Annotated in this window: 21 protein-coding genes; 10 read left to right on the plus strand and 11 right to left on the minus strand. The window is 63.1% G+C overall.

Features of this window, described 5'->3' with window-relative positions:
- Window positions 1-49: 49 nt before the first annotated feature.
- Window positions 50-1,741 carry an AMP-binding protein gene (locus EU811_RS09895; RefSeq protein ID WP_142938292.1) on the plus strand — a complete coding sequence of 564 codons (1,692 nt, stop codon included), beginning with the start codon at window positions 50-52 and terminating at the stop codon, window positions 1,739-1,741.
- On the opposite strand, the gene EU811_RS09900 is transcribed toward EU811_RS09895, so the two are convergent.
- The 3 genes from EU811_RS09900 to EU811_RS09910 all read right to left on the minus strand — a co-directional run bounded on the left by EU811_RS09900 (window position 1,742) and on the right by EU811_RS09910 (window position 4,597).
- A complete protein-coding gene (locus tag EU811_RS09900) occupies window positions 1,742-2,554 on the minus strand; it encodes an ABC transporter permease (RefSeq protein ID WP_142938293.1) in 813 nt (270 codons plus the stop codon).
- Window positions 2,554-3,522: an ATP-binding cassette domain-containing protein gene (locus EU811_RS09905; RefSeq protein WP_187697115.1), complete on the minus strand. Its 969-nt coding sequence runs from the start codon at window positions 3,520-3,522 to the stop codon at window positions 2,554-2,556. The genes EU811_RS09900 and EU811_RS09905 overlap by 1 nt, the downstream gene beginning before the upstream one ends.
- Before the next feature lie 103 nt (window positions 3,523-3,625).
- Window positions 3,626-4,597, minus strand: coding sequence for a DNA-3-methyladenine glycosylase family protein (locus EU811_RS09910; RefSeq protein ID WP_142938295.1), 972 nt, complete (start codon window positions 4,595-4,597; stop codon window positions 3,626-3,628).
- A 155-nt stretch (window positions 4,598-4,752) separates the two neighbouring features.
- On the opposite strand from EU811_RS09910, the gene EU811_RS09915 reads away from it, so the two are divergent.
- The 5 genes from EU811_RS09915 to EU811_RS09935 all read left to right on the plus strand — a co-directional run bounded on the left by EU811_RS09915 (window position 4,753) and on the right by EU811_RS09935 (window position 9,887).
- Window positions 4,753-5,145: a VOC family protein gene (locus tag EU811_RS09915; protein ID WP_142938351.1), complete on the plus strand. Its 393-nt coding sequence runs from the start codon at window positions 4,753-4,755 to the stop codon at window positions 5,143-5,145.
- Between the two features lie 54 nt (window positions 5,146-5,199).
- The gene (locus EU811_RS09920; RefSeq protein ID WP_142938296.1) at window positions 5,200-6,585 is read left to right on the plus strand and encodes a cystathionine beta-synthase; all 1,386 of its coding nucleotides are present in this window, start codon (window positions 5,200-5,202) and stop codon (window positions 6,583-6,585) included.
- A 52-nt stretch (window positions 6,586-6,637) separates the two neighbouring features.
- A complete protein-coding gene (locus tag EU811_RS09925) occupies window positions 6,638-7,801 on the plus strand; it encodes a cystathionine gamma-synthase (RefSeq protein ID WP_142938297.1) in 1,164 nt (387 codons plus the stop codon).
- Window positions 7,802-7,917: 116 nt separating this feature from the next.
- Window positions 7,918-8,469, plus strand: a complete 552-nt coding sequence (locus tag EU811_RS09930; RefSeq protein WP_142938298.1) for a winged helix-turn-helix transcriptional regulator — start codon at window positions 7,918-7,920, stop codon at window positions 8,467-8,469.
- Entirely contained in the window at window positions 8,466-9,887 is a 1,422-nt protein-coding gene (locus EU811_RS09935; RefSeq protein WP_142938299.1) for an MFS transporter, read from the plus strand. Before EU811_RS09930 ends, EU811_RS09935 begins: the two co-directional genes overlap by 4 nt.
- A gap of 158 nt (window positions 9,888-10,045) precedes the next feature.
- On the opposite strand, the gene EU811_RS09940 is transcribed toward EU811_RS09935, so the two are convergent.
- The 4 genes from EU811_RS09940 to EU811_RS09955 are packed head-to-tail and all read right to left on the minus strand — an operon-like array spanning window position 10,046 to window position 16,327.
- Window positions 10,046-13,132 carry a glycoside hydrolase family 2 TIM barrel-domain containing protein gene (locus EU811_RS09940; RefSeq protein ID WP_187697117.1) on the minus strand — a complete coding sequence of 1,029 codons (3,087 nt, stop codon included), beginning with the start codon at window positions 13,130-13,132 and terminating at the stop codon, window positions 10,046-10,048.
- Window positions 13,132-14,046, minus strand: coding sequence for a carbohydrate ABC transporter permease (locus tag EU811_RS09945; protein ID WP_142938300.1), 915 nt, complete (start codon window positions 14,044-14,046; stop codon window positions 13,132-13,134). The genes EU811_RS09940 and EU811_RS09945 overlap by 1 nt, the downstream gene beginning before the upstream one ends.
- On the minus strand, window positions 14,043-14,996 hold the full coding sequence (locus EU811_RS09950; RefSeq protein WP_142938301.1) for a carbohydrate ABC transporter permease: 954 nt from the start codon (window positions 14,994-14,996) through the stop codon (window positions 14,043-14,045). Before EU811_RS09950 ends, EU811_RS09945 begins: the two co-directional genes overlap by 4 nt.
- The gene (locus EU811_RS09955; RefSeq protein WP_142938302.1) at window positions 14,993-16,327 is read right to left on the minus strand and encodes an ABC transporter substrate-binding protein; all 1,335 of its coding nucleotides are present in this window, start codon (window positions 16,325-16,327) and stop codon (window positions 14,993-14,995) included. The genes EU811_RS09950 and EU811_RS09955 overlap by 4 nt, the downstream gene beginning before the upstream one ends.
- A gap of 149 nt (window positions 16,328-16,476) precedes the next feature.
- Between EU811_RS09955 and EU811_RS09960 the strand changes: the two genes are divergently transcribed.
- Window positions 16,477-17,115: a TetR/AcrR family transcriptional regulator gene (locus EU811_RS09960; protein WP_142938303.1), complete on the plus strand. Its 639-nt coding sequence runs from the start codon at window positions 16,477-16,479 to the stop codon at window positions 17,113-17,115.
- Window positions 17,116-17,179: 64 nt separating this feature from the next.
- On the opposite strand, the gene EU811_RS09965 is transcribed toward EU811_RS09960, so the two are convergent.
- From EU811_RS09965 to EU811_RS09980, 4 genes are all read right to left on the minus strand, one after another.
- Complete coding sequence (locus EU811_RS09965; protein WP_142938304.1) at window positions 17,180-18,355, minus strand: acyl-CoA dehydrogenase family protein; 1,176 nt, start codon at window positions 18,353-18,355, stop codon at window positions 17,180-17,182.
- A 133-nt stretch (window positions 18,356-18,488) separates the two neighbouring features.
- Window positions 18,489-20,015, minus strand: coding sequence for an APC family permease (locus tag EU811_RS09970; protein WP_142938305.1), 1,527 nt, complete (start codon window positions 20,013-20,015; stop codon window positions 18,489-18,491).
- On the minus strand, window positions 20,012-21,217 hold the full coding sequence (locus EU811_RS09975; RefSeq protein WP_142938306.1) for a glutathionylspermidine synthase family protein: 1,206 nt from the start codon (window positions 21,215-21,217) through the stop codon (window positions 20,012-20,014). The genes EU811_RS09970 and EU811_RS09975 overlap by 4 nt, the downstream gene beginning before the upstream one ends.
- A 2-nt stretch (window positions 21,218-21,219) precedes the next feature.
- Window positions 21,220-21,918: a Tat pathway signal protein gene (locus tag EU811_RS09980; RefSeq protein ID WP_142938307.1), complete on the minus strand. Its 699-nt coding sequence runs from the start codon at window positions 21,916-21,918 to the stop codon at window positions 21,220-21,222.
- 152 nt (window positions 21,919-22,070) lie between these two features.
- Here EU811_RS09980 and EU811_RS09985 point away from each other — a divergent pair, with 152 nt between their 5' ends.
- From EU811_RS09985 to EU811_RS09995, 3 genes are read left to right on the plus strand one after another with little or no spacing between them, the layout of a single operon-like run.
- A complete protein-coding gene (locus tag EU811_RS09985; RefSeq protein WP_142938308.1) occupies window positions 22,071-23,591 on the plus strand; it encodes a sensor histidine kinase in 1,521 nt (506 codons plus the stop codon).
- The gene (locus EU811_RS09990; RefSeq protein ID WP_142938309.1) at window positions 23,588-24,262 is read left to right on the plus strand and encodes a response regulator; all 675 of its coding nucleotides are present in this window, start codon (window positions 23,588-23,590) and stop codon (window positions 24,260-24,262) included. Before EU811_RS09985 ends, EU811_RS09990 begins: the two co-directional genes overlap by 4 nt.
- 32 nt (window positions 24,263-24,294) lie before the next feature.
- Window positions 24,295-24,951 (plus strand): MOSC domain-containing protein, encoded by a 657-nt coding sequence (locus EU811_RS09995; protein WP_142938310.1) that lies wholly within the window; start codon window positions 24,295-24,297, stop codon window positions 24,949-24,951.
- Window positions 24,952-25,105 lie beyond the last annotated feature (154 nt).

The following is a 25,105-nucleotide window of genomic DNA, read 5'->3' on the forward strand; positions in this document are numbered from 1 at the left end:
GGAGGTGGTTACGGTTCTGTTGCGGGCAGTCCCTTGGTAGCGTTCCGTCATGTTGTCCTATACCGCCGGAGACACTGCCGTCCCGCTGCTCGAAGAGACCATTGGTGCCAATTTTGAGCGCGTCGCGGCGCAGTTCCCCTTGCGGGATGCGCTGATCGAGGCCGCTGCAACACCAGGCGGCGATGCTCGCCGGTGGAGCTACCAAAAGTTGAACGACGACGTCGATCACCTCGCCCGCGCACTGCTCGCCATGGACGTGGGCAAAGGTGAGAGGATCGGCATTTGGAGTCCGAACTGCGCAGAGTGGACCATCCTTCAATACGCCACAGCAAAGATTGGCGCCGTGCTGGTCAATGTGAACCCGGCGTATCGCAGCCACGAGCTGGAGTTCGTGGTGAAACAGAACGGCATGAGAATGCTGGTGGCCGCACCAAGCGACAAGAACAGCGACTATGTGGGCATGGCCAGGGATGCGGCCGGCAACTGTCCCGAGCTCCGGGAGATCGTTTTCCTTCCGGGAGCGCCGGAACTGGGACTCACTGTGGGCGTCCCCGTAGCCAACCACGAACTCACGTACAGCCAACTCCTGACCCGGGCAGACGGCGTCGGGCCTTCAGCACTGCGTGAACGCATGGCGGAACTGGACCCTCACGATCCCATCAACCTGCAATACACCTCAGGCACCACGGGATTCCCCAAGGGCGCCACGTTGACGCACCACAACATCCTCAATAACGGGCACTCGATCGGCCGGCTCCTGAACTACACCGAGCATGACCGGGTGGTGATTCCCGTGCCGTTTTATCACTGCTTCGGCATGGTGATCGGAAACCTGAATGCCCTGAGCTTCGGCGCGGCCACCATCATTCCAGGACGCGGGTTCAATGCATCGGCGGCGTTGGAAGCCGTGCAGGACTTCGGCGGGACTTCCTTGTACGGAGTGCCCACCATGTTCATCGCCGAGCTCGCGCTGGAGGACTTCACCTCCTACGATCTCTCCACGTTGCGGACAGGAGTGATGGCAGGCTCCTTGTGTCCTATCGAAGTGATGCGCCGGGTGATCGATGAGATGCACATGGTGGATGTTGCCATTTGCTACGGCATGACCGAGACCTCGCCCGTGTCCACCATGACCCGCCCGGGGGACACGCTGGAGCAGCGGACCAGCACGGTAGGCCGGTCAATGCCGCACCTGGAGAGCCGCATCATTGACCCGGGTTCCGGGGAAGTGGTGGAGCGTGGCGTGATCGGCGAGCTCTGCACACGGGGTTACTCGGTGATGCAGGGTTACTGGGGCCAGCCGGACAAAACCGCGGAGGCAATCGACGCTGATGGCTGGATGCACACCGGTGACCTGGCCCGCATGGACGAGGATGGCTACCTGGTGATCGAGGGCCGCATCAAGGACATGGTGATCCGTGGCGGCGAGAATATCTACCCCCGCGAGATCGAGGAATTCCTGTACCTCCACCCGTCCGTCCAGGATGTTCAGGTCATCGGCGTCCCGGACCAGAAATACGGAGAAGAGCTCATGGCCTGCATCATCCTCAAACCCGGTGTTGCCGCGCTGACGGTCCAGGACATTGCCGAGTACTGTCGCGGCAAACTGGCCCACTACAAGATCCCGCGCTACATCGACGTCCGCGAATCCTTCCCCATGACGGTCTCCGGCAAGGTGCGGAAGGTGGACATGCGGCAGGACGCGATTTCCCGGCTACATCTCCAAGCGCAAGGCAGGTAGTTAGTTGGTATTGCGCTTGATGGTCCGGATTCCCACCGCAAGCCCGACGGCGGCCGTCACCACAGCGGCCACGAGCCCCCACATGGTGTCCGTACCGATACGTCCGGCAAACAACTCACGTTCAGCATTGACCAGGTAGGTCAGTGGATTGAACAGGCTGGCCACCTTCATCCACCCCGGACCGGCCTCAATGGGCAGCATGATTCCGGAGAGGATCATCAGCGGGAACAGCAGGGTTTGCTGCACGCCCCAGAAGATCCATTCCTTGTTCTGCGAAACCAAGGCCAGCGAATAGGACAAAGCGCCCAGCCCGATGCCGAAGATGCCCAGAATGACCAGACCCAACACCACGTGCATGGGGTAGAAAACGAAGCCGAAGGGGATGCAGACCACGGCGATCAGCAAGCCCTGCAGTACCAAGGGAGCCCACTCCTTCAACGCCCGGCCAATCATCAGGGAGGACCGCGAGAGCGGCGTGGCAAGAATCCGCTCATAGGAACCGGTCATGAGTTCGTACTGCAGGTTGGAACCGGTCATGGAGGTGCCGAACAAGGCAATCATCACCACCACCCCGGGAAGGAACCATTGAAGCGTGGACTGGCCACCGAAGGCTGGAGCCCCCACGGCCGCACCCAGCAGTGGCCCGAACAACCCGAGGAACACCAGGGGTTGGATGAGGGAGAAAATCAGCGAGAACGGATCCCGCAGCGGCAGCAACATCTCACGCCAGAACACAAACCACGTGTCCGTCACAACGCTGCGCGGCCCCCGCTTCTGGAGAGTCACACCCGGGGCAACGGCTTGTTCAATCATCAGACTTCAGCTCCTTCCCGCAGGCTGCGGCCGGTCAGTTCCAGGAAAACGTCGTCCAGCGTTGGCGGTTTCAACTCCAGGGACTGGGCGGGAGCGCCGGCGTCGTGCATTTCCTTCAGCAACCCCGGCGCAAGCCGGGCACCGTGGGCCAGCCGAAGCCGGAAGCGGACTACGCCGTCGTACGCGTTTTCCTCCATGTCGCCTTCGGCGGCAGCGCGGCCCAGCAGCCCCCGCACCTCGGACGCGGCACCGGCGGCGACCTCCACTGCCAGGAGGTCCCCGGCAAGATTCGCTTTGAGCCGTGAAGCGGTGTCGTCGGCGATGATGGTTCCGTGGTCGATCACAATGACGCGCTCGGACATCGAATCGGCCTCATCCATGTAGTGGGTAGTCAGTACGATGGTGGTCCCGTGTTCCTCGCGCATCCGCATGATGTGCTCCCAGAGGTTGGCGCGGTTCTGGGGATCCATGCCTGTGGACGGCTCATCGAGGAACAGCAAGCCGGGCGAGTGCATCAGCCCGAGGGCAACGTCCATGCGTCGCCGTTGCCCGCCGGAAAGTTTGATGACCGTGCGCTTGGCGAGTTCGCTGAGGTCCAGGGAAGCCATGAGAGATTCGGCGCGGGCTTTGGCGTCTGTGGTGTTCATTCCGTAGAAGCGGCCTTGCATGATCAATTCGTCGATCACCCGGTAGCTGTGCCCGCCCCCGTTGCCTTGTCCGATGTACCCGATCCGGGCACGGACGCCCGCAGGATCCTTGTCCACATCAACCCCAGCTACGGTGGCGGAGCCGGACGTGGGTCTCAACAGCGTGGTGAGCATCCGCAGGGTTGTGGATTTGCCGGCGCCGTTGGGGCCCAGGAAAGCAACCAGTTCGCCGGGGGCGACGTCAATGTCCACGCCCTTCACGGCCTCGACGGTTTCCTTCTTCACGGTGAAGGTCTTGGTGAGCTTGTTGGTGTGGATCACGGTCACTCCAGGGACGGCTGGTGATGGCTCCTAAGCGCCACCGTATACCCGCCCGGAGAGGCCGTCCATGCCCCTGCGGACACCTTCGGTCCGCAATGAAAGCTCAGTGTCCGCGGTGATCCTGAACGGTCATCCGGGGCCCGAACGTGGGCTTGCGGAAGCCGCTGAGGTACAGCATCCGGACCAGCCGCTGCCTGTGTCCGCGCCACGGCTCCAGGAGCTCGATCATGCCTGCGTCGTCTGTTTTTTGTCCTGTCAGGGCGTACCCGACGTAAGCAGCCAGGTGGTAGTCGCCCACGGAAATCGAGTCCGGGCAGCCGTGGGTTCGTTGAACTACTTCTGCTGCGGTCCAAATGCCGATGCCCGGTATGGTCTGCAGCTTGGCGCCGGCTTTCGCCGCGTCCAGCCCGGCAAGACGTTCAAGCGCGACGGCGGACTGCAGCGCCCGCATGACAGTTGCCGAGCGCTGTGGTCCAACACCGGCTTTGTGCCACTCCCACGAAGGAATGGCCAGCCACTGCCTGGCGGTAGGAGGGACCAGAAGCCCGGCAGGAGCCTTACCCGGGGCAGGCGTTCCGTAGCGGTACATCAAATACCGGTACCCGCGCCGTGCCTCCAAAGACGTGACCTTTTGTTCCAGGACGGCCGGCACCAGTGCGTCCACCATCCGCCCGGTGGAGGGCAGCCGCAAAGCCGGGTTCCGGCGTCGGGATTCTGTGACCAAGCGCGGGAGGGTGGCATGGAAGGTGGGTTCGTCGAAGGCCGACCAATCGTCGTCGGCGCCCAGCAACCTGGGCACAGCGGCCACGGCGTCCTCCGCCCCGGGCCCCCAGGCCTGTGCGTCCACGAAGGATTCGGTCCCCAGCCCACCTCCCGAGAGGCGCAGCGTCACTGGGCCGGAGGGTGCGGTGAACGCCATCCAAAATCCGCTGGAATGCGTTGCGAAGGACGGATCCGCCTTGCCGCGCATGAGCGGAAACATGGTGTGGTCCAAACGGAAGGAACTGCCCGGATACCACCGGACGGCCGCATCTGCCGCGGCCGCGACAATAGGCGGAGCGTCTGCGATGGTCATATATTTATGGTCCCACGACCGGCTGACAATCTGCTGACGGTAACCCCTGACGGACCCCCTTAGGGCAGCAGCCGGCCAGGGCTAGACTCCGTGATGTGGCGAGGATGCGCCGCGCCATGAACCACCACAAATCCATGGAACAAGGAGCGCGAATCATGGCCGCCATTGTGCATTTCGAGATTCCTACGGACAATCAAGACCGGGCCAACACCTTCTACCGGAGTGCCTTCGGCTGGAACCTGAGTCCCATGCAGGGGATGGACTATACGATCGCCATCACAGCACCTTCCGATGAACAGACAGGCGCGCCAAAAGAGCCCGGTGCCATCAACGGCGCCCTGTTCCCACGGACCGACGCCCTGAAGACACCCGTCCTCACCCTGGACGTAGAGGACATTGATGCCGCGCTCAAGCAGGTGGAATCTGCCGGCGGCAGTGTGGTCCAAGCCAAGGAGGCCATGCCCGCCATGGGCTGGTATGCCTACTTCAAGGACACCGAAGGCAACGTTTTGGGCCTATGGCAGAACGACACCTCTGCCGGCGCATGATCGCTGACGGCGCCGGGTCCAGACCCTAAGCAACCAGACGGTAACTTTGTATCTATGAAGTATGCCCAGTCCGTGTTGGACCTCATCGGCAATACGCCGCTCATCAAGCTCAACCACGTCACCGAGGGAATCAGGGCCACCGTCCTGGTGAAGCTCGAATACATCAATCCCGGCGGATCCATCAAGGACCGGATCGCCGTGAAGATGATCGAAGACGCGGAAAAGGACGGTCGGCTCAAGCCGGGCGGAACCATCGTTGAGCCGACGTCGGGCAACACCGGGGTGGGACTGGCGCTTGTCGCCCAGCAAAAGGGTTACAAGTGCGTCTTTGTGGTGCCGGATAAGGTGGGCGAGGACAAGCGGGCCGTGCTGAGGGCGTACGGGGCCGAAGTGGTGGTGACGCCCACCGCGGTAGCACCTGACAGCCCGCAGAGCTACTACGGCGTCTCCGACCGTCTGGTCAAGGAGATCCCAGGCGCCTTCAAACCGGACCAGTTCTCCAATCCCGCCGCCCCTGGCAGCCACTTCGAGACTACAGGCCCGGAAATCTGGCGGGACACGGACGGCCGGGTCACTCACGTGGTCATTGGCGCCGGAACCGGCGGCACCATCACCGGTACGGGCCGCTACCTCAAGCAGGTCTCGGCGGACCGCGCGGATTCCGACGGCGGCCAGGTCAAGGTCATTGGGGCGGACCCGGAAGGCTCGGTCTACTCAGGCGGAACCGGCCGGCCGTACTTCGTGGAGGGCGTGGGCGAGGACATGTGGCCCGGCAACTACGATCCCGCGGTGCCGGATGACGTGATTGCCGTATCCGACGCTGACTCCTTCTCCATGACCCGCCGCCTCGCCCGCGAGGAGGGCCTGCTGGTGGGCGGTTCCTCCGGCATGGCCGTCGTTGCGGCGTTGCACGCAGCCAAGGACCTGGACGAGTCCGCCGTGGTTGTGGTGATCCTCCCGGACTCGGGCCGTGGCTACCTTGCCAAGATCTTCAACGATCAGTGGATGCGTTCCTACGGCTTCCTGGCCGGCGGCGAGGAAGCTTCCGTGGGCGAGGTGCTCAAATCCAAGACGGGAGAGATGCCGGACCTGGTCCACATCCACCCGAACGAAACGGTCCGCGATGTCATCAACATCATGAACGAGTTCGGCGTATCCCACATACCGGTTCTTTCACAGGAACCCCCGGTGGTGATGGGCGAGGTCCTCGGGGCAGTTGATGAGCGCAGCCTCACCACAAAACTGTTCCGCGGCGAAGCCAAGCTGGCTGACAAGGTCTCCGAACACATGGGCGAGCGCCTGCCCGTGATCGGCTCCTTGGAGACCCTTTCCGCCGCCCGGGAGCTGCTGTCCGACGTCGATACCCTGATGGTGACCTTCGCGGGAGCCCCCGTGGGAATCCTGACCCGGCACGACCTCCTGGCCTACTTGAGCAACTGAGCGCCCCGCGCCGATTCCACTGCAATCCCTGAACGAAACTAGAGGAGCTTCAATGTCTGCCATCAACAACGCCGGGTTCAACACGCGCGCCGTCCACGCTGGACAGGCTTTCGAACCGGTGACCGGCGCTGTTGTGCCGCCACTGCACTTCAGCACCACGTACGCCCAGGACGGGATCGGCAACCTCCGTTCAGGATACGAATACGGCCGTGGAGGCAACCCCACCCGCGACGCCCTCCAAGATCAACTCGCCGCCCTTGAAGGTGGCACGGCTGCGTTTTCCTTCGGCTCGGGTCTGGCAGCTGAGGATTCACTGATCCGGGCGCTTGCCCGGCCGGGGGACCACATTGTGCTGGGCAATGACGCCTACGGTGGCACCTATCGCCTGATCAACCGCGTGCTGGGGGACTGGGGCATCGGCAACACCCCGGTGGACATGTCCGATCTCGATGCCGTTGCTGCTGCTGTTGCTGCCAACAAGACGCGCCTGGTGTGGGTGGAGACGCCGTCCAACCCGATGATGAAAATCACGGACATCGAGGCGCTCGCCGCAGTAGCGCACGACGCCGGTGCCCTCCTTGTGGTGGATAACACCTTCGCGTCGCCCTACTTGCAGACCCCCCTCGCCTTGGGGGCCGATGTTGTGGTGCACTCCACCACCAAGTACATCGGGGGCCACTCCGACGTTGTTGGCGGCGCCGTTGTGGTCAAGGACGCGGATCTTGCCGAGAAGATCGGGTTCGTTCAGTTTGCGGTGGGTGCGGTTTCCGGCCCGATGGATGCCTTCCTGACTACCCGCGGTTTGAAAACGCTGGGTGTTCGCATGGACCGTCACAGTGAGAATGGCCAGGCTGTGGCCGAATGGTTGCTGCAGCGTCCCGAGGTTGAAGCCGTCCTTTACCCGGGCCTCCCGGATCACCCAGGTCATGAGCTCGCTGCCAAGCAGATGAAGAAGTTCGGCGGCATGGTGTCCGTACAGTTCAAGGGCGGCGAAGCGGCTGCCCGTATGGTCGCCGAATCCACCTCGGTGTTCACTCTGGCAGAGTCCCTGGGCGGCATCGAGTCCCTCATGAACTACCCCTCGGAGATGACCCACGCTTCGGTGAAGGGGACCGAGTTGGCTGTTCCGGTCAACCTTCTGCGCCTTTCCTGCGGCATCGAGGAAGCGGAGGACCTGATCGCAGACCTGGAACAGGCCTTCGCCAAAATCAGATAGTCCTTCGAATCCGGCTCTTGTTCGCACTCTCACCGGGGAAGTGAGGAACAAGAGCCGGATCTTTTCGCGTGCGCAACGCCTAGCTTTCTTTAGCGAAGTCAGCTAATTTTGTGCGCATGCCTCTTCGTTCTGACTGGTCTGCGCGCACGTGCAGCCTTGCCCGTGGGTTGGATGTCCTCGGCGACCCCTGGGGGAGCCTGGTCCTCCGCGAGATCTTCTTCGGCAACGGCCGCTTCGATGCGATCAAGCAACGCCTCGAAGTAGCCGACAACGTCCTCAGTAAACGCCTGGGATGGCTTCTGGACGCTGGGCTGCTCGCCCAACGCCCCTATCAGGACGGCGCCCGCACACGGCAGGAATACGTCCTCACCCCCAAGGGAGAGGACGCGCTTCCCGTGCTCAACGCCATCATCATCTGGGCTGAGAAACACCTGGACGCTCCCAACGAGGTGTCCCACATGAAGGTCATCCACACTGACTGCGGTCAAGCCACCATGTCCGCCGATACCTGCACCAGCTGTGGCGCCCGGCTGACCGCAGCCAACACCAGCTGGCACAGCTTCAAACGTAGCGACCATCCACTTCCGCTCGCCGTCGCACCCCTTGAAACCCGAAACACAGCTGAAACCCGAACTGCCGCTTCCCCTGGTACGGAGATCCCCGCATGACCGCTCCCGACGTAAAAGGGACCCCGCCCGAAGAAACACGGACCCCCACGGGAAAGACGGGCAAGCGCCGACGCCTTCACCCCGCCTGGATCGTTGCAGCGGTTGCCTTCCTGGCGCTGGTTGGAGCCGCCGGATTCCGTGCGGCGCCCGGCGTCCTCATGGTCCCGCTGCAGGAGGAATTCGGCTGGTCCACCACGGTCCTGTCCCTGGCCGTAAGCATCAACCTGGTCCTGTTCGGCTTGACGGCTCCGTTCGCCGCGGCCCTGATGGAGCGCTTCGGTATCCGGAAGGTCACCTCGCTGGCTCTCTGCCTCATCGGGCTCGGCTCCGCCCTGACGGTCTTCGTCAACCAGTCCTGGCAGATCCTGCTCACGTGGGGCCTGCTGATCGGACTGGGCACCGGTTCCATGGCCCTGGTCTTCGCCGCCACCATCGCCAACACCTGGTTCGCCAAAAGCCGTGGCCTGGTGATCGGCATCCTGACGGCCGGTAGTGCAGCCGGCCAGTTGGTATTCCTGCCCTTTATCGCGGCCCTTGCCCAAAACCCGGGCTGGCGCGGTGCATCCTTGCTCATCGCGGCAGGTGCGCTCGCCGTAGTCCCGCTGGTGCTGCGCTGGCTGCGGAACTCACCTGCCGACGTCGGGGTGTTGCCTTACGGTGCCGAGGAAGCCGCAGCGGCTGAACCCGCCGCCGCTGAATCTGACACGAAAGCCGCCGACGCCGGAACAACCGCTGCGACGTTAGGCAAGCCCGCCGCTGTGGTTGCTGTGCCGGGGGCAGGGGATTCTCCCAACGCCGCGATTCGTGCACTGCAGGTCCTCAAACGCGCGAGTAAAGTACGGACGTTTTGGGCATTGGCTGCGGGTTTCGCGATCTGTGGTGCTACCACCAATGGACTGATCGGCACGCACTTCATTCCGTCCGCACACGATCACGGCATGCCTGAAACCACAGCGGCGGGTTTGCTGGCCGTCGTCGGGATCTTCGACATCGTGGGGACCATCGCGTCCGGATGGTTGACGGACCGCTTCAACCCCAAAGTGCTGCTGGCTGTGTATTACCAGTTCCGGGGGATCGGTCTGCTGGTGTTGCCGCTGCTTCTGGGCTCGTCGGTTGAGCCGAGCATGATTATCTTCGTGGTGGTCTACGGGCTCGATTGGGTAGCCACCGTGCCTCCCACCGCCGCTATTTGCCGCTCGGTTTTCGGTGCCGACGGGTCTGTGGTGTTCGGCTGGGTGTTCGCAGCCCACCAGCTCGGGGCTGCCGTTGCGGCACTCCTGGCCGGGTTCATCCGCGATGCCACCGGGCACTACAACTACGCCTGGCTGGGCGCAGCCGCCATGTGCACGGTGGCCGCTGTCATTAGTGCCACCATCCGCAAGGATGCAGCTAAGAAGGAGCCCGTGGCGGTCGCCTGACACCCCTGCCCTTTCGTTGTGGGGCCCGCTCTGCGTGGTATTCCCGCGTCGAATCGCGCAAAACGGGCCCCACAACGCACGGGGGTGGTGTTGTGGGGCCCGCTCTGCGCGTTATTCGTGCCCGGAAGCATGCAGAGCGGGCCCCGCAACGGGGGGATCTAGCCCGCTTCAGTGATCCGGAACGTCAGCGTCCGTGCTTCCGGACGCAGCGCGTGGTCCGGCCAGACGTCCGGGCCGCACGCCCTGGACCCGAGCCCGTGCTGGGCGGCATCGAGGTACAAGTAGCTGCCCTTGCTTGCCGGCAACTCGTGCGGGTGGGCTGCGGCGGAAATCTCCTGCGCCGTGTGCCGTGAGAGTGTGAAACCGGGCAGGCGCCCAGGGGAATCAGGGATAGCGCTGAACCCCAGCCAGGGTTCTCCGGAGTTCTGCAGGTCCAGCGCGCGAACCGCACTCCGGTGTCCCGTTTCCTGCGGTTTGGCGTATTTCACCGAAAGCTCGTCGATGCCCGCCGAGTAGCGGCCCACAAGCGTTGCATGCATGCTGTCCGGGTAGGACTCACGGGGGCCAGCGCCGAACCACGACGCACCATCCACTGATCCGGGCAGGTCAAAGCGGACCCCCACCCTCGGCCAGATGATGTCCCACCCCGAGCTGGGAACAATGTCCAGACGGAGCCACAGCTCGCCGTCGGACAGCTGCCAGTTCTCCTCCACAGAGACCCAATGTGCGGCATCGGCTGCAGCGTAGCGGGTCCGGACGGAGACTCCCGATCCGCTGGCCGAGACCTTCTCCACCCTGGCCGTCAACCGGTCAAGACCGGCGGCACGCCAGATGCTCTCGGATGACGGTGCGGCAACACCGTCGCCGTTGTTGAGCCACGGATCGGCGAGGTCGTAGCTGCCCCGGCCGGCGCCGGCATCGTTATCGGTGGGAGCCCGCCACAATTCCAGGCGCGGCCCGGACACCGGCAGTCCGGCCAGCGAGACCAGCCGGCCGTCGTCAAAGACCCCGGGCCCTAGGGCAACCGTACCCGCCACTCCGTGGACGGCACGGTTGGCCGAAGACTGAGGGCGCGGGATGCTCAGACGAGGCGCAGCGTCTGAGAGTTGGAGCTGCGCAGCGGAGATCACGTGCCCGGCCTCGGCCCACGCTGTGTCCTTGCGAAGGACCGACTCCACAGTCAGCCAGCACTCTCCCGAGTCCATGGATGCGAACTCCGGCAACTCAATCAGCGCCGAATTCCCCGCGGGGAGGGGGACGCCGGCCGAGGTGACGACGTCGAGCTCACCGGACGCGGTCACCTCGCCGTCCACTTCGGTGCGCCAGCGAAGGACGACGTCGGACGCATCAGCGGTGTGCCGCAGGTTGGCAACGGAAACGGAACGGCGCGTGCCGCCGTCGTGCGTTTCCGTGCTGAAACCCAGGCGCAGGGGCGCGACGATCTGTTTGTACTCAAAGAGACCGGGGCTGGGCGTGGAGTCGGAGAGGACCATGCCGTCCATCACAAAGTTGCCGTCGTGGACCACTTCGCCGAAGTCCCCGCCGTAGGCAAAGAACTCGGTGCCGTTGGCGTCCGTGGTGCGGATACCGTGGTCCCGCCATTCCCAGACAAAGCCGCCATGCAGCCGCGGGTAGCGGTCCACCAGGTCCTCGTACTGGTCGATTGCGCCGGGTCCGTTGCCCATGGCATGGACGTATTCGCAGAGAATGAACGGTTTGGTGCGCTGGCGTGCGGACTCCGCCGCGGAACATCCCAGGAGCAGCGAGCCGGAATCGTCCCGGCCGATCGCTTCGGTTTCCGGCACGGAGGAGTACATCCGGGAATAGACGTCGGTATAAGCGCCGGTGTAGTCGCCTTCGTAGTGGACGGGGCGGCCAGTGTCCCGGGCATGCGTCCATGCGGACATCGCGGCCAGGTTGGAGCCGCTGCCCGACTCGTTGCCCAGGGACCACATGACGATCGAGGGGTGGTTCTTGTCCCGCTCCACGGTCCGTTCCATGCGGTCCAGGTACGCTTCACGCCACGCGGGATCATCGCTGGGGTTACCCACCCAGCCGTGCCGTTCAAAGCCGTGGGTTTCAAGATCGCATTCGAGGATCACCCAGAAGCCCATCTCGTCCGCGATGTCCAACAGGCGGGGATGCGGCGGGTAGTGGCTGGTGCGGATGGCGTTGACGTTGAACTTCTTCATCAAGGCAAGGTCCTGGCGGGCAAAGTCCTCGTCAAACACGCGGCCGCGGTCAGGGTGGGTCTCATGCCTGTTGACGCCATGGAACACCACGCGCTTGCCGTTCACCAGGAACCGGTCGCCCTCGATCTCCACGGTCCGGAATCCCAGGCGCAGCGAAATGGTTTCCCCATCGCTGGACACGGTGGCGTTGTAGAGGCGCGGAACCTCTGCGGACCAGGGCTCGACGGCGGCAATTGCCACCGGGGTGACGTCGGCAGGGGAGTTCCAGACGACGTCGACGTCCAGCTCGGGTACGGACAGCCGCACCGGGTAGGCGGCGTTGTCAGCCGTGATTTCGGGGTCGATGACGCCCGCGTTGTTGGCATAAGACGTGCGCAACCAGACGTCGTCGATGCCCTTCGCAGGGCGGGCCTGGAGGGTGACATCGCGGAAGATGCCCGGCATCCACCACTGGTCCTGGTCCTCCACGTAGCTGGACGCAGACCATTGATGGACCCGCACAGCCAGGACGTTCTGTCCGGGGCGTGCTGCCTCGGTGACGTCGAATTCCTGGGCGAGCCGGCTGCCGGTACCCACCCCGATCTCGCTGCCATTGAGCCACACCTTGTAACGGGATTCGATGCCGTCGAACCTCAGAACAAGGCGTTCGGTGTCCTTCCAGTCGGCGGGCAGTTCGAAGCTTCGGCGGTAATCCCCGGTGGGGTTCTCATCCGGGACATGGGGTGCATCGGTAGGGAAAGGAAACTGGACGTTGGTGTAGATGGGCCGTCCATAACGGTCATCGCCTTCCAGGACCCAGTGCGCGGGAACCGGGATCTGGTCCCAGGTGGAGTCATCCAGGGCTTCCTCGGCGACGCCTTCAGTGGGTTCGCCGGCGGGGAGGACACCTCGGCCGCCCGGGGTTCCGGGAGCCCCCGGGAGAAGCCGGAAACGCCACGTCCCGTTCAGGGAGATGGTGGGTGCGTCGGTGTGCAGCCAGGAACGGGCAGGGAGTCTCTTGCCGGATCCCGGACCGGTGTCAGTGATGTAGCTGGCGTCCAATGACGTGGTCATTACTTAACGGCTCCTTCTGTCAGTCCGCCGCGCCAGAAGCGCTGCAGGACAACCATGGCGATGCTGAGAGGAATGATGGAAAGCAGCACCCCGCCCGTGGTCAGTTCATAGAATTCGGGCAAACGGTCAACCTGGCTCAACCAGTTGTTCAGGCCCAGCGTGATGGGGTAAAGCTCGGAATCGGACAGCATGACCAAAGGCAGGAAGTAGTTGTTCCAGATGCCCACCAGTTGGAACAGGAACACGGTGACCAAGGCCGGCGTCAGTACCTTGAGCCCAATGGTGTGGAAGATGCGGAGCTCGCCCGCGCCGTCGATCCGTGCGGCCTCAATCAGCGAGGTATCCACTGTGGCTTGGGCGTAGATCCGGCAGAGGAACAGGCCGAAGGGTGAAACCAGGGAGGGCAGCAGGACGCTCCAGTACGTGTTGGCCAGGCCCATCTGGCTGAACAGCAGGAAGAGCGGCAGGGCAGTGGCAGTACCCGGAACCAGGACGCCGCCAAGGATGGTGCCGAACACCAGGTTGCGTCCCTTGAACTGGTACTTGGCCAAGGCATAGCCGCCTGCTGCGGCAAAGTATGTGGCCAGGAGCGCGCCGACACCTGCGTAGATGGCCGAGTTCAGGAACCAGCGGCCAAAAATGCCGTTGTCGTAGCTGACCACACGGCCGATGTTTTCCCACAGAGAGAAAGTGGGCGCGAACCAGAAGCCGTTGGTGGAGAAGAGGTCTTCCGTGGATTTCGTGGAGGCCACGAACACCCAATACACGGGAATCAGGAAGTACAAGGCCACCACCACCAAAAGTGCGGTGACAATGATGGTGGATGACCGCCGTCGTCCGGCCGAACGGTCCGGACCCGCCGATGTCTTGCTGCGGATGGCGGGAGTGGCGGGCTTCGTTGCTGTGGAGGTCATGAGGACTTCCTGTTCGTCAGTGCGAGGAAAGCGAAGGAAAGGGCGAAGGCGGCCACGGCGATGATGACCGACTGGGCTGCAGCGACGTTGTAGTCGTTGTAGGCGAACGCGGTGGTGTACGCGCTGAGATTGGGCGTGTATTGGCTGTCGATGGCCGGAGCAACGGTCTTGAGGACCTGCGCTTCAGCGAACAGTTGCAGCGTTCCGATGATGGAAAACACCGTGGTGAGCATCAGTGCGGGGCGGATCATGGGGAGTTGGATGCTCCGGGCAACACGCCACGTGGAAGCGCCGTCCACCTTGGCTGCCTCATAGAGTTCCACCGGGATGGCCTTGAGCTGCGCCACGATGATCAGCATGTTGTAGCCCGTGTAGCTCCACGTGACGATGTTGGCAATGGACCACAGGACGCTGTTGGCGCCCAGGAAATCGGGAGTCAAGCCAACGATCTTGGCTGCGTCAAACAGCGGGCTGAGCCCGGGCACGTACAGGAAGGACCAGAGGATGGTGGCGATGACGCCCGGTACACCGTAGGGGAGGAAGTAGGCGGCACGGAAGAAGCCAGGCCACTTTGCCGATGCTGACTCGAGCATGAGAGCCAACGCCGTGCACAGGACGATCATCACGGGAACCTGGACGATACCAAAGAGCAGCATTCGGCCAATGGACGCCACAAAGCTGCCGTCGGCCAGAGCCTGGGCGTAATTGCTGAAGCCGGCGAACTCACTGGTCACGCCGGCTTCACCGAAGAGCCCGCTGCGGGTCACCTTGGTAAAGCTGGACATGATGGCCACAACAATGGGCAGCAGGAAGGTGAGGACAAAGAGCCCCAGGAACGGAGCCAGCAGAAGCCAGGGGGCGCGTGCAGCAGCGCCGGCCCGCTTGCCCGGACGGTTTGGTGCCGTGGCGGCGGGGCGCTGCACTGTAGATGCGGTGCGGGTGGTGGTCATGCCGTTTCCTTCCGAATGCTGAGGCCCTTGTTCTTGAAAACGGTGATGATCTGCTGCTCGGAAGCTGCGATTGAATCGACCAATGAGGTACCGAAAGCCTTTTTGCGGAAGCCGTCGCTGAGGATGTTGAACGACTGCTGGGTCACCGGCCACCAGGACCAGTCCGGGTTCTGCTGTTGGGCGGCGGGAACAAAGACTTCCTCGTTATAGCGTTGGCCACCGAAGAACGCCGAGGGCTGCTGCCGATCCGTGCCAATAAAGTCGGGGTTGGGTGACCAGCCGATGCCGCTGTGCTTGATCTCGGCGTCGATTCCCTCTTTGGACGTGGTCAGCCACACCGCAAACTCGAGTGCTTCCTTGGGGTGTTTGCTGTTGGCCAACACCGCCGCCGTAGAGCCACCCAGGTAGCTGGAGCCAAAGCCGGTGTCGCCCCACGTGGGCATCGGCGCGACGCGCCACTTACCTTCGGAGCCACTGACGCCCTGCACCAAAGCATCGCCCCAGCTGCCGGTGATGGTGGAGGCAATGCCACCCTTGCCGGCGGCCGCAAACCAACCCGGGGAGAAGGCGCCGTACGCGGTGGTGACGAGGTCGTCGTCGATCGCTTTGTCGAAGAAACGCGCGGTGTTGAGCGTGGCGTCGTCGGTCATGTTGATGACCCAGCCATCCTCTTCCGGTCGCAGCCACTGGGCGCCGGCCTGCCCCGCGAAGGACGCGAAGGGAGAGGCATCGCTGATGGGGAAGCAGTCCAAGTAACTGTCCACGGAGCGAAGTTCGGCGGCTAAGGCAGCCCACTCGTCCCAGGTCTTCGGGGCGCTGCCCCCCACCTTGTCCAGGATGGCGGGCTGGTAGAACATGCCCATGGGGCCGGCGTCCTGGGGGATGCCGTAAACGCCCCCGGTGTAGCTGACTTGCTTCCACAGGGTGGGGTCGTACAAGTGTTCGTGTTCCTTGGCGCCATAGCGGTTCAGGTCAACCAGTCCGTTCACCAGCATGAACTCCGGGATGGACCGTAGTTCCACCTGAGCCAGGTCAGGTCCGCCGCCAGCGGCCAGGGCTGAGTACAGCTTCTGGTACCCGCCTGCGTTGCCGCCCGGGATCCACACCACATCCACTTGGATGTTGGGATTGGACGCATTCCAGACATCAGCGACGTTTTGGAAGTCCTTAAGCCAAGCCCAGTAGGTCAGCCGCACGGGCTCCCCGGCGGCGGGGATGGTTGGTGCGGCGTTGACGGACTGCGTTCCTGGAGTAGCGCACCCGCTCAGCAAGCCCATGGCTGCTGTTCCCAGGCCTGCGCCCAGGAGTTGTCTTCGCGTGAATCGGGTCACGAGCCTTCACCTCTTCGTGTCAGGTTGACGATGACGTGGCTGGGAATTCCTTCAGTCCGCCGCGGCAAGTGTGACTACGGTAACAGAAAATTCGAGTAGTCACTCGAATTTCATTTTTGAGTCGAAACACACATGTACACTGGCTAGCCATGACCACAAAGGACGTGGGCCGAGCAGCGCGGCGGGGCCCCTACGCAAAATCCGAAGAACGGCGCCGGACCATTCTTGATGCCGCCCATGAGGTGTTCGCTGCCCACGGCTACCGGGGCGGGTCACTGCAGGACGTTGCCGACCGGGTGGGGCTGAGCCAAACCAGCCTGCTGCACTATTTCCCGTCCAAGCGTGATCTCCTGATGGCAGTCCTGGAGCGACGCGACGAAATCACCGGCGATGCCTTCCCTGATGACATGGAAGAGGGCCTGGTCGATTCAGTACTCCGGACGGCGCTGTTCAACGAGAACATTCCGGGCCTGGTTGAGCTGTACACCATTCTGTGCGCGGAGTCCGTTACCGATTCGCATCCAGGGCGCGTTTACTTCACCGAGCGCTTCGATCGGCTGAGGAAAAGCTATGCACGGCGCTTCGCCGAGCTGGCTGCAGAAGGCAGGTTGAGGGCCGGCGTCGATCCTGATGAAGCTGCAATGTCCTTGGTTGCACTGTGGGACGGGCTCCAAACACAGTGGCTGCTGGCCCCCGACGACGTAGACGTGGTCAAGGGGCTCCGCGGCTACTTCAATCTGCTGGTCCTCCCCGAACCCAAACCCAACCCCAACCCCGAACCCAACTGAGTCGCAGTAGTGCGCGTTATGAGGCCGGCTCAAAACGCGCTCTACTGCGACTCAGTTGGGTGCGCTAGCCACGGAAAGCTCCGATGCCCGTGATGTGCTGACCCAGGATCAGGGTGTGGACCTCATCAGTTCCCTCATAGGTCCGCACCGACTCCAGGTTGTTGGCGTGCCGAAGCGGTGAGTAGTCCAAGGTGACGCCGTTGCCGCCCAGGATCGTCCGAGCCTCCCGGGCGATCTTGATGGCCTCGCGGACGTTATTCAGCTTGCCCAAAGAAATCTGCTGGGGCTGAAGATGGCCGGTGTCCTTCAAGCGGCCCAAATGAAGGGCCAGCATGGTGCCCTTCTGGATTTCCACCAGCATGTTCACAAGTTTCTCCTGCGTCAGCTGGTAGCCCGCCAGCGGCCGACCAAACTGGAGGCGATTGCCGGCATAATCCAACGCAGCTTCGTAGCAGTCCCGGGCCGCTCCCATGGCACCCCATGCGATCCCGTATCGCGCCTCATTCAGGCATGAAAATGGTCCCCGAAGTCCCGAGGCACCCGGGAGGATGGCTTCAGGACCCAGCCTCACGCCGTCGAACTTTACATCGCACTGAATGGAAGCGCGCATGGAGAGCTTCGGCTCAATCGGCGTAGCGCTCACACCGGAGGTCCCGGCGGGAACCAGGAACCCTCGGATGCCGTCTTCAGTGTTCGCCCATACCACCATGACGTCTGCAATGGTCGCGAGGCCGATCCAGCGTTTGGCACCATCCAGGACCCAACCGTCGGCTGTTTGGCGGGCAAAAGTTGTCATGGATGACGGATCAGACCCCGCCGTCGGCTCGGTCAGCGCGAAACAGCCGATCAGCTCCCCGGCGGCCATTCGAGGAAGCCATTGCTCTTTCTGTTCCTCCGAGCCCCACTTATGGATGGCCGTCATGGCAAGGGAGCCCTGGACCGAGACGAACGTGCGGATCCCCGAATCGCCGGCCTCAAGTTCCATCGCGGCGAGGCCATATTCGACGGCGGTCCGGCCGGGGCAGCCGTAACCGTCCAGGTGCATTCCCAGAACACCGAGCTCACCCAGCTCCGTTGCGATCCCGCGGGGGAAATGAGCGTCCTCGTACCAGCGTGCGATGTTGGGGCGGATCCGCTGTGCGGTGAAGTCGCGGACCCGCTCGCGGAGGGCCAGCTCGTCTGCCGTCAGCAGGGAATCGAGGGCAAGGATGTCGGAGGTGTTCGTCGTTGAATCGCTCATTCCAGCATCTTAAGCGGCCAACGCTGCGTTCCTCCCCGGTTAGTTCCCCGGTTCACCGAAAGAAGGGCCGGAAACGCCCGTGTCGCAGGGTGTTTCCGGCCCTTTCGGGAGACTAACTGGGGAGGAACGCAGCCTACTCGCCGCGGACCACACCCACCTCGGCGCGCTCACCGGTGAAGTAACCCCGGGTGGAGGGTGCGAAGCGGCAGACGACCGCCAACACAACGCCTAGGGCCAACAACAGTACGCCGCTGACGAACGCCCCGCCGATGCCGAAGATCTGCGTGTCGCCGTAGGCCGGGTCCCACATCTGCACTGCGGAGATGAAGAAAGCCGCAGCAAGGGATAGTGCACCAAGGAACGGCAGGATGCCGCGGAACCACAGGTTCCTGGCCGAATCCCGGAGCGTGGAGCGGAAGAACCATACACAGGAGAAACCAGTCAGCGAATAGTAAAACGCAATGAACAAACTGATAGCACTGATGGAGTCCGAGAGCAGGTTTTCACTCAGGAAGCTCATGGCAACGTAGTACACCACAGCCACCGCACCCATCACCTGAGTGGAGAAGCCCGGAGTCATGAAGCGCTCGTGGACCTTGCCGAACCGGGGAGGAAGCGCGCCGTGGACACCCATGGACAGGGTTCCGCGGGCGGTGGGCAGGATGGTGGTCTGCGTGGAGGACAGGACTGAGGCAAGCACAGCCACAATGATCAGCCAGCCCCAAGGACCCAGCACAACGTCTTTCATGGCCAGGAAGACGTCGTCCTGGTTTGCCTCGTTGCCCAGTCCGATGCCGTCGGTACCGATCGTGGCGTACATCATCACCAGGAGGGCCACGGAAACGTAAATCGCCAGAAGGACTGTGGCGGAGAGAACGGCGCCACGGCCGGGGGTCTTGGCAGGGTTTTCCGTCTCCTCATTCAGCGCCAGGCACGTGTCCCAGCCCCAATAAATGAACAAAGCCAGCAGGACACCATGAACCACGGCGCCGGGATCTGCAAAGGCGCCGGCAGGATTGAACCACTCAAAGTCGAAGGCCTGCCCTTCAGGCGCACCGCCTGCGATCCGGAAAACAATGGCCACCGCAAAGATGCCCAGCGAAATGTACTGAATGTAGGTCAGGGTGCGCTGTACATGCTCGCCCAAACGGATGCCGCGGTGGTTCACGTACGTCATGAACACAATGAACAGCACACCGGTGGCAGTGACCAGCCAGGTGTTATCGGCCAGTGAACCGTCGCCGATCAGCAGCCACACGTACTTGCCCGCGATTTGCGCCAGGTTGGCCAGCACCACCACACCTGCCAGGGCCACGCCCCAGCCGCCCATCCAGCCAGCCCACGGACCGAAGGCTTTGCGGGCCCAGAAGAACGTAGTACCGCAATCCGGCATGGCGCTGTTGAGCTCACGGAAAGCGTAGGCAATGAACAGCACGGGGATGAAGCCGAGGATCAGGATCAGGGGAGTGTAGTTGCCGTTGACTGCAACAATGAGTCCCAGCGTTGCCGCAAGCGAGTAGACGGGCGCGGTGGATGCAAGGCCCAGCATGACGGAGTCGCCCAGGTCCAGGATTCCGGCGTGGAGGCCTTTGGAAGGTACGACGGCGGTGCGGTCGCCGCCCGCTGAGCCGCCACCCGGCGTCGAGGTTTCTGTGCTCATAGTGCAGCTCCGTAGGCAGTAGCAGGGGGCGCGATGGGCGCCGGGGCGTCAATGGTATTGGGGACAAAGCGGCAGAAATAGTCCGTGATGGGTCCGTCTGATTCGCGGATTCCGCAGCCCACGGATTCGCCATCCACTACCCACAGGCCCAGGACAGGATGGTTGCCGTCGAAGTCGGGGAGGGAGTGGTACTGCTGGAAACACCAGCCTTCGCGACCATAACCACCTGGCTGTTGGATTTCGATGCCGGGGGCGTGAATGCGAATGTTATCGCCCTCGCGTCCATGCAGCGGCTTGGCCACCCATTCCTTGAGAGGACCGGGATCGCCGAGGTAGGCAGGCAGCAGGTTCTCATGATTGGGGTAGAGGTGCCACAGCGCAGCCAGCAGGGCTTTGTTGGACATCAGCATCTTCCACGCCGGCTCAACCCAGCGCGGGTTGTGGGCGCGCTGAAGGAGACGGTGTCCGAAGGGTTCCTTCATCATCAGTTCCCACGGGTACAGCTTGAACATGGTGCTGATCATGAAGTTGTCCAGGTCCACGAACCGGTTCAGGTTGGGGTCCCAGCCAATATCGGACATATTGATCCCGATGGTGGTCCAGCCGCCCTGGCTTGCAACATCCCGCATGTACGCCGCCGTCATCCAGTCCTCGCCGGATTCCTCCGCCTCGGAGTGGGCAACATGCAAGGTGCTCATGCCGGTGCGGAACTGCAGCTTCTTCCACTGACGGATCAGGGCCTCATGGATTCCGTTCCACTGGTCCTTCTCCGGGAAGACGTCCTGCAGCCAGAACCACTGAGCCACGGAAGCCTCGATCAGCCCGGTAGGGGTATCGGCGTTGTACTCCAGCATCTTGGCCGGACCACCCTTGCCGTCATAGATGAAGTCGAAGCGACCGTAAATATCCATGTCGCCGGCCTGCAGCGACTCCCCGGCCAATTCCAGAGCCTGCCGCCCGATGCCGATATCGCCCATGGCCCCGGTGGCGAGGTACTTCGCCGCCTCCAAGCACATGATGTGCATGTCCTCGGCGGTTTTCTCGAGGTTTTCCACCTCGTCTTCGGTGAATTCGTAATAGGCCGATTCGTTCCAGTACTCGATGTTCCGGCCATCGGGCATGGTGGTAGTGGAAAATACCAGGCCCTGTTCTTCGATCTTCTGCTTCCAGTCCGGCCTGGGCTCGGAGGGGAGTCGACGCACGCCTAGCCCCCCGAGCTTCCGCCGCTTTTGGAGCTGCTGCCAAAGCCGCCGCGGCTGACCGTGCCGCCCTTGGTGCTGTACCCCTTGGAAGCCTTGGCGTCCGTGGGCACATTCTTGGTGTAGCTCGGGTAGGAGCTGCGGTTTTGGCCCACGGCAGGCACGCTGGCCCCGCGGGAATAGAAGTACCAGGCGTAGACCCCTGAACTGCGGCCCGCCGAACTGCTGTTGTCGCACTGGTTGTCATCAACGCGCTCGCCGGTTTCCTCATTGAAACAGACCTGCGCGTAGTCAGCTTCCTCCTTGTTGCTGGCCACAATCGCAGTGATGGTTCCGGCCAGGAGGGCAGTCACACCCAGACCCACCACCAGGGTGCGGCGATGCGAGCGCTTCTTCTTCTTGGCCGCCTCCGCCTCACCGCGCTCGCGTTCTTTAGCGAAGGGGTCAACCACGGGGAGGGGTTGGCCGGGCTTGGGTGCTCCAGCCCCAGGCTGGGGTGCCCCGGCGGGCTTTTTCCTGCGCTTGCCGGTGCTGCCCTGCGCCGGTTCTTTCTCGACGGGCGTGAACAGCTCAGGGTGGAGCTCGGGCTTGGGTACCTGCCACGGAGGAGGCTTGGGCGGATTGTTGCCCGCCGCAAAGTCGCCGTTGTTGTCCCTGCTGCCGCCGTTGTTGCCGGCTGCGTCAGGGCTGTCATTCGGGCCCATGTATATCCCCCTGGATAGACCGTTGAAGTGTCCGGCGCCACGCCGGACCAGAATACTCAGAGCAAGCCTAGTCCCTGTGCGCCGCGCAGGCACGGGTGACGGCCGTGAATGGGGATAAGTCCCCATGTTTGGAAGCATGTAAGGATGTAGCCATGGCGGGACCTGAAGCAAACAGCAACGGCGACGACGGCGTGCTGCTGCGGCTCCCGCCGATCCTCGGCATCGGCACCGCCCGGGTGATCACGGGCCTGGTGTTGGCTGTTGTGTTGCCGCCAGGCATTGAACTCATGGTCACGGTCCTCGGATTCCGCAACTTCGCGATCATCATGCTGTTGCAACTGGCAGTAGCTGTTGCGGTGGCGGCCATTGGTGGTTTGTGGCCGGCTGTGGTGGCCGCGGTGCTGGGCAGCTTCCTCCTTAACTACTTCTCCGCGGACCCGGTGGGGTCCCTCTCCATCGCCGATCCCACCACCTTGTTTACGTTGGTGGTTTTCCTTGCGGTGGCCTGTGGGGTTGCCCTCGCGGTGGGCCTTGCCAGCCGCAGGGCGCAGGAGGCAGCCCGCTCAGGTGCAGAGGCTACGGCCTTGAGCGAGCTGGCCCTACGCATCCTGAGCTCTGATGGGAGCCTGGAGTCCTTCCTTGAGAAAGTCCGCAGCAACCTGGGAATGGAAGCGGTGACGCTACTGGGTTCATCGCAGCAGGGCGCGTCAGCCGGTTCGACGCCGGAGTGGCGGGTCCTGGCGGGTGCCGGCCCGAACCCGCCGGTGACCCATGCCGCCGCAGACCATGCCGCCGTCGTCGATCCCCATTACACGTTGCTGCTGCGCGGCGGACCGTTGTCAGCCCACCAGCAACGGATGCTGGCCGCCTTCGGGGCTTTTGTTGTGGCTGTCCGGGATCGGCAACAGTTGGTGAAAAGCCGGAGGGACAACGTGAGGTTGGCTGAAGGCAACAAGATGCGCACCTCCATCCTGCGAGCCGTCTCCCATGACCTCCGGACTCCTTTGGCCGGGATTAAGCTCGCTGTCAGCAGCCTGCGCCAGGACGACGTGACATTTCCTCCCGACGTGGAACGGGAGCTGCTGGAGACCATCGAAGAGTACGCCGACCGCTTGGACCATTTGGTGGACAACCTCCTGGACATGTCGCGCATTACGGCGGACGCGGTCAATCCGCTGCTGACGGGCATTGTGTGGGCTGAGGTGTTGCCGCAGGCGCTAAGGGGGGTCCCCAGGGAGCGGCTGCGCAATGAATTGCCGCCCAATCTTCCCCCTGTGCAGGCCGACGCCGGCATGCTTGAACGGGTGGTGGCCAACATTGTGGAGAATGCCATGAAGTATGCGCCGGAGTCCGATGTGGTCCTGACGGCGCGTGCCGGAGAGGGCATCACCCTGGGGGACTGGCCCGCCAGCGAACTGAGAATCATCGATCACGGCGGGGGAGTGGGGCATAAGGAAGTGGTGGATATATTCCAGCCGTTTCAACGCTTTGGTGATTCCCCATCGCAGTCGCCTGCAGGCGGGATCAGCGCCGGTGGCGGGATCGGATTGGGCCTGGCCGTGGCGAAGGGCTTCAGTGAAGCCATGGGCGGCAGGCTTGCTGCGGAGCCGACGCCGGGCGGTGGCCTGACCATGGTGGTCACGTTGCCGCTGTGGACCGGGGGTGCGCAATGACGCTGGTGCTCATTGTTGAGGATGAAGCCCGTATTGCCCGCGCCATGCAGGTGACCCTCCAAGCGCATGGCTATCAGGCGCTGACCGTCGGCACCGGTGCCGAGGCCTTGCAGGCTGCGGCCAAGCAACCAGTGGAGATTGTGGTGCTGGACCTCGGGTTGCCGGACATGGACGGAGTGGAGATCATTCGTCGCATTCGCGGGTGGAGCAGCATGCCAATCATTGTGCTGTCCGCGCGGCACGCCTCTGAGGACAAGGTAGAAGCGCTCGACGCCGGTGCGGACGACTACGTGACCAAGCCCTTCGGTTTGGATGAGCTGCTTGCGCGGCTTCGGGTCGCCTCGCGCCGGGTTGTTACCGAACATGAGGAACCAACACTGGCCACCACGGACTTTATGGTGGACCTGGCTGGCAAGAAGATCATCAAGGATGACGCGGAAGTGCGCCTGACACCCACGGAGTGGAACATCCTGGAGCTGCTGGTCCGTAATAAGGGGAAGCTGGTGAGCCAGCAGCAGATCCTCACCCAGGTGTGGGGGCAGGCGTATGCGAAGGAAACGCAGTATTTGCGCGTATATATTGCCCAGCTTCGGCGGAAGTTGGAGCGGGATCCTGCCGAACCAAGGCACCTTCACACGGAAGCGGGCATGGGCTACCGTTTCGATCCTTAATCCTGGCCCCTTGCGTCCGTACACTGTTGTCCATGAACACCGCATCCCTCCTTGCCGTCTGCCGTGTGCACCAGTTGCTGCCCGACCCCGAGGGGAGCGTGGGCGTCACCGGCATGGACAAGCGCCCCGTGGAGGGGCCGGTTAAGGTCCACAGACTCGGACTGCATGGCGATGTGCAGGCAAACCGGGTTGATCACGGCGGGGAGGACCAGGCTCTGTACGCGTATTCGCAGGCTGATGCTGACTATTGGTCAGGTGAGCTGCAGCGGGAGATGCCAGCCGGAATTTTCGGCGAGAACCTGCGCGTCACCGGCATCGAAACCACCGGGGCTGTCATTGGCGAACGTTGGAAGATCGGTTTGGATGTGGAGCTGGAAGTCACCTCACCACGGGTTCCGTGCGCCACCTTCCAACGGGTGATCGGCGAGCCGCAATGGGTGAAGCGTTTCACGCAGGCCGGCCGGGTTGGCACCTACCTTCGGGTGATCAAGACAGGCACCATTTCCGCGGGGGATCACATCCACCGCACTTTCGTCCCCCGGCACGGAATTACCGTGGGTCAGTGGTTTAGTGAGCCCACTCCGGAACTGGTCCAGATCCTGCTCGATGCCGATGCCGACGGCGAGATCCGGTTGCAGGAGGACTACCACCCCGTCTTCGAAAAGGTCCTGCGCAGAAACGGACTCTAGGTCCCCACCGTGTGGCCGTAGATCCGGGTGTGAACAAGCTCACCCCGCCCTTGTGCTCCCTCGGGTCGCGCTGATGGGCCTGCGTGCCCTACACTTGAAATATCCCCCACTCCGGAAATCCCTTTATCCTGCCCAATTCTTGAGGCAGGACTGG

The sequence above is a fragment of the Arthrobacter sp. TS-15 genome, assembly GCF_006964045.1.
Classification (GTDB): Bacteria; Actinomycetota; Actinomycetes; order Actinomycetales; family Micrococcaceae; genus Arthrobacter.

Bases quoted from the DNA above. Each gene is read 5' to 3' on its own strand.
- EU811_RS09895 (WP_142938292.1), top strand. From the start codon at position 50: ATGTTGTCCTATACCGCCGGAGACACTGCCGTCCCGCTGCTCGAAGAG.
- EU811_RS09900 (WP_142938293.1), bottom strand. From the start codon at position 2,554: ATGATTGAACAAGCCGTTGCCCCGGGTGTGACTCTCCAGAAGCGGGGG.
- EU811_RS09910 (WP_142938295.1), bottom strand. From the start codon at position 4,597: ATGACCATCGCAGACGCTCCGCCTATTGTCGCGGCCGCGGCAGATGCG.
- EU811_RS09915 (WP_142938351.1), top strand. From the start codon at position 4,753: ATGGCCGCCATTGTGCATTTCGAGATTCCTACGGACAATCAAGACCGG.
- EU811_RS09920 (WP_142938296.1), top strand. From the start codon at position 5,200: ATGAAGTATGCCCAGTCCGTGTTGGACCTCATCGGCAATACGCCGCTC.
- EU811_RS09925 (WP_142938297.1), top strand. From the start codon at position 6,638: ATGTCTGCCATCAACAACGCCGGGTTCAACACGCGCGCCGTCCACGCT.
- EU811_RS09930 (WP_142938298.1), top strand. From the start codon at position 7,918: ATGCCTCTTCGTTCTGACTGGTCTGCGCGCACGTGCAGCCTTGCCCGT.
- EU811_RS09935 (WP_142938299.1), top strand. From the start codon at position 8,466: ATGACCGCTCCCGACGTAAAAGGGACCCCGCCCGAAGAAACACGGACC.
- EU811_RS09940 (WP_187697117.1), bottom strand. From the start codon at position 13,132: ATGACCACGTCATTGGACGCCAGCTACATCACTGACACCGGTCCGGGA.
- EU811_RS09945 (WP_142938300.1), bottom strand. From the start codon at position 14,046: ATGACCTCCACAGCAACGAAGCCCGCCACTCCCGCCATCCGCAGCAAG.
- EU811_RS09950 (WP_142938301.1), bottom strand. From the start codon at position 14,996: ATGACCACCACCCGCACCGCATCTACAGTGCAGCGCCCCGCCGCCACG.
- EU811_RS09960 (WP_142938303.1), top strand. From the start codon at position 16,477: ATGACCACAAAGGACGTGGGCCGAGCAGCGCGGCGGGGCCCCTACGCA.
- EU811_RS09965 (WP_142938304.1), bottom strand. From the start codon at position 18,355: ATGAGCGATTCAACGACGAACACCTCCGACATCCTTGCCCTCGATTCC.
- EU811_RS09970 (WP_142938305.1), bottom strand. From the start codon at position 20,015: ATGAGCACAGAAACCTCGACGCCGGGTGGCGGCTCAGCGGGCGGCGAC.
- EU811_RS09980 (WP_142938307.1), bottom strand. From the start codon at position 21,918: ATGGGCCCGAATGACAGCCCTGACGCAGCCGGCAACAACGGCGGCAGC.
- EU811_RS09985 (WP_142938308.1), top strand. From the start codon at position 22,071: ATGGCGGGACCTGAAGCAAACAGCAACGGCGACGACGGCGTGCTGCTG.
- EU811_RS09990 (WP_142938309.1), top strand. From the start codon at position 23,588: ATGACGCTGGTGCTCATTGTTGAGGATGAAGCCCGTATTGCCCGCGCC.
- EU811_RS09995 (WP_142938310.1), top strand. From the start codon at position 24,295: ATGAACACCGCATCCCTCCTTGCCGTCTGCCGTGTGCACCAGTTGCTG.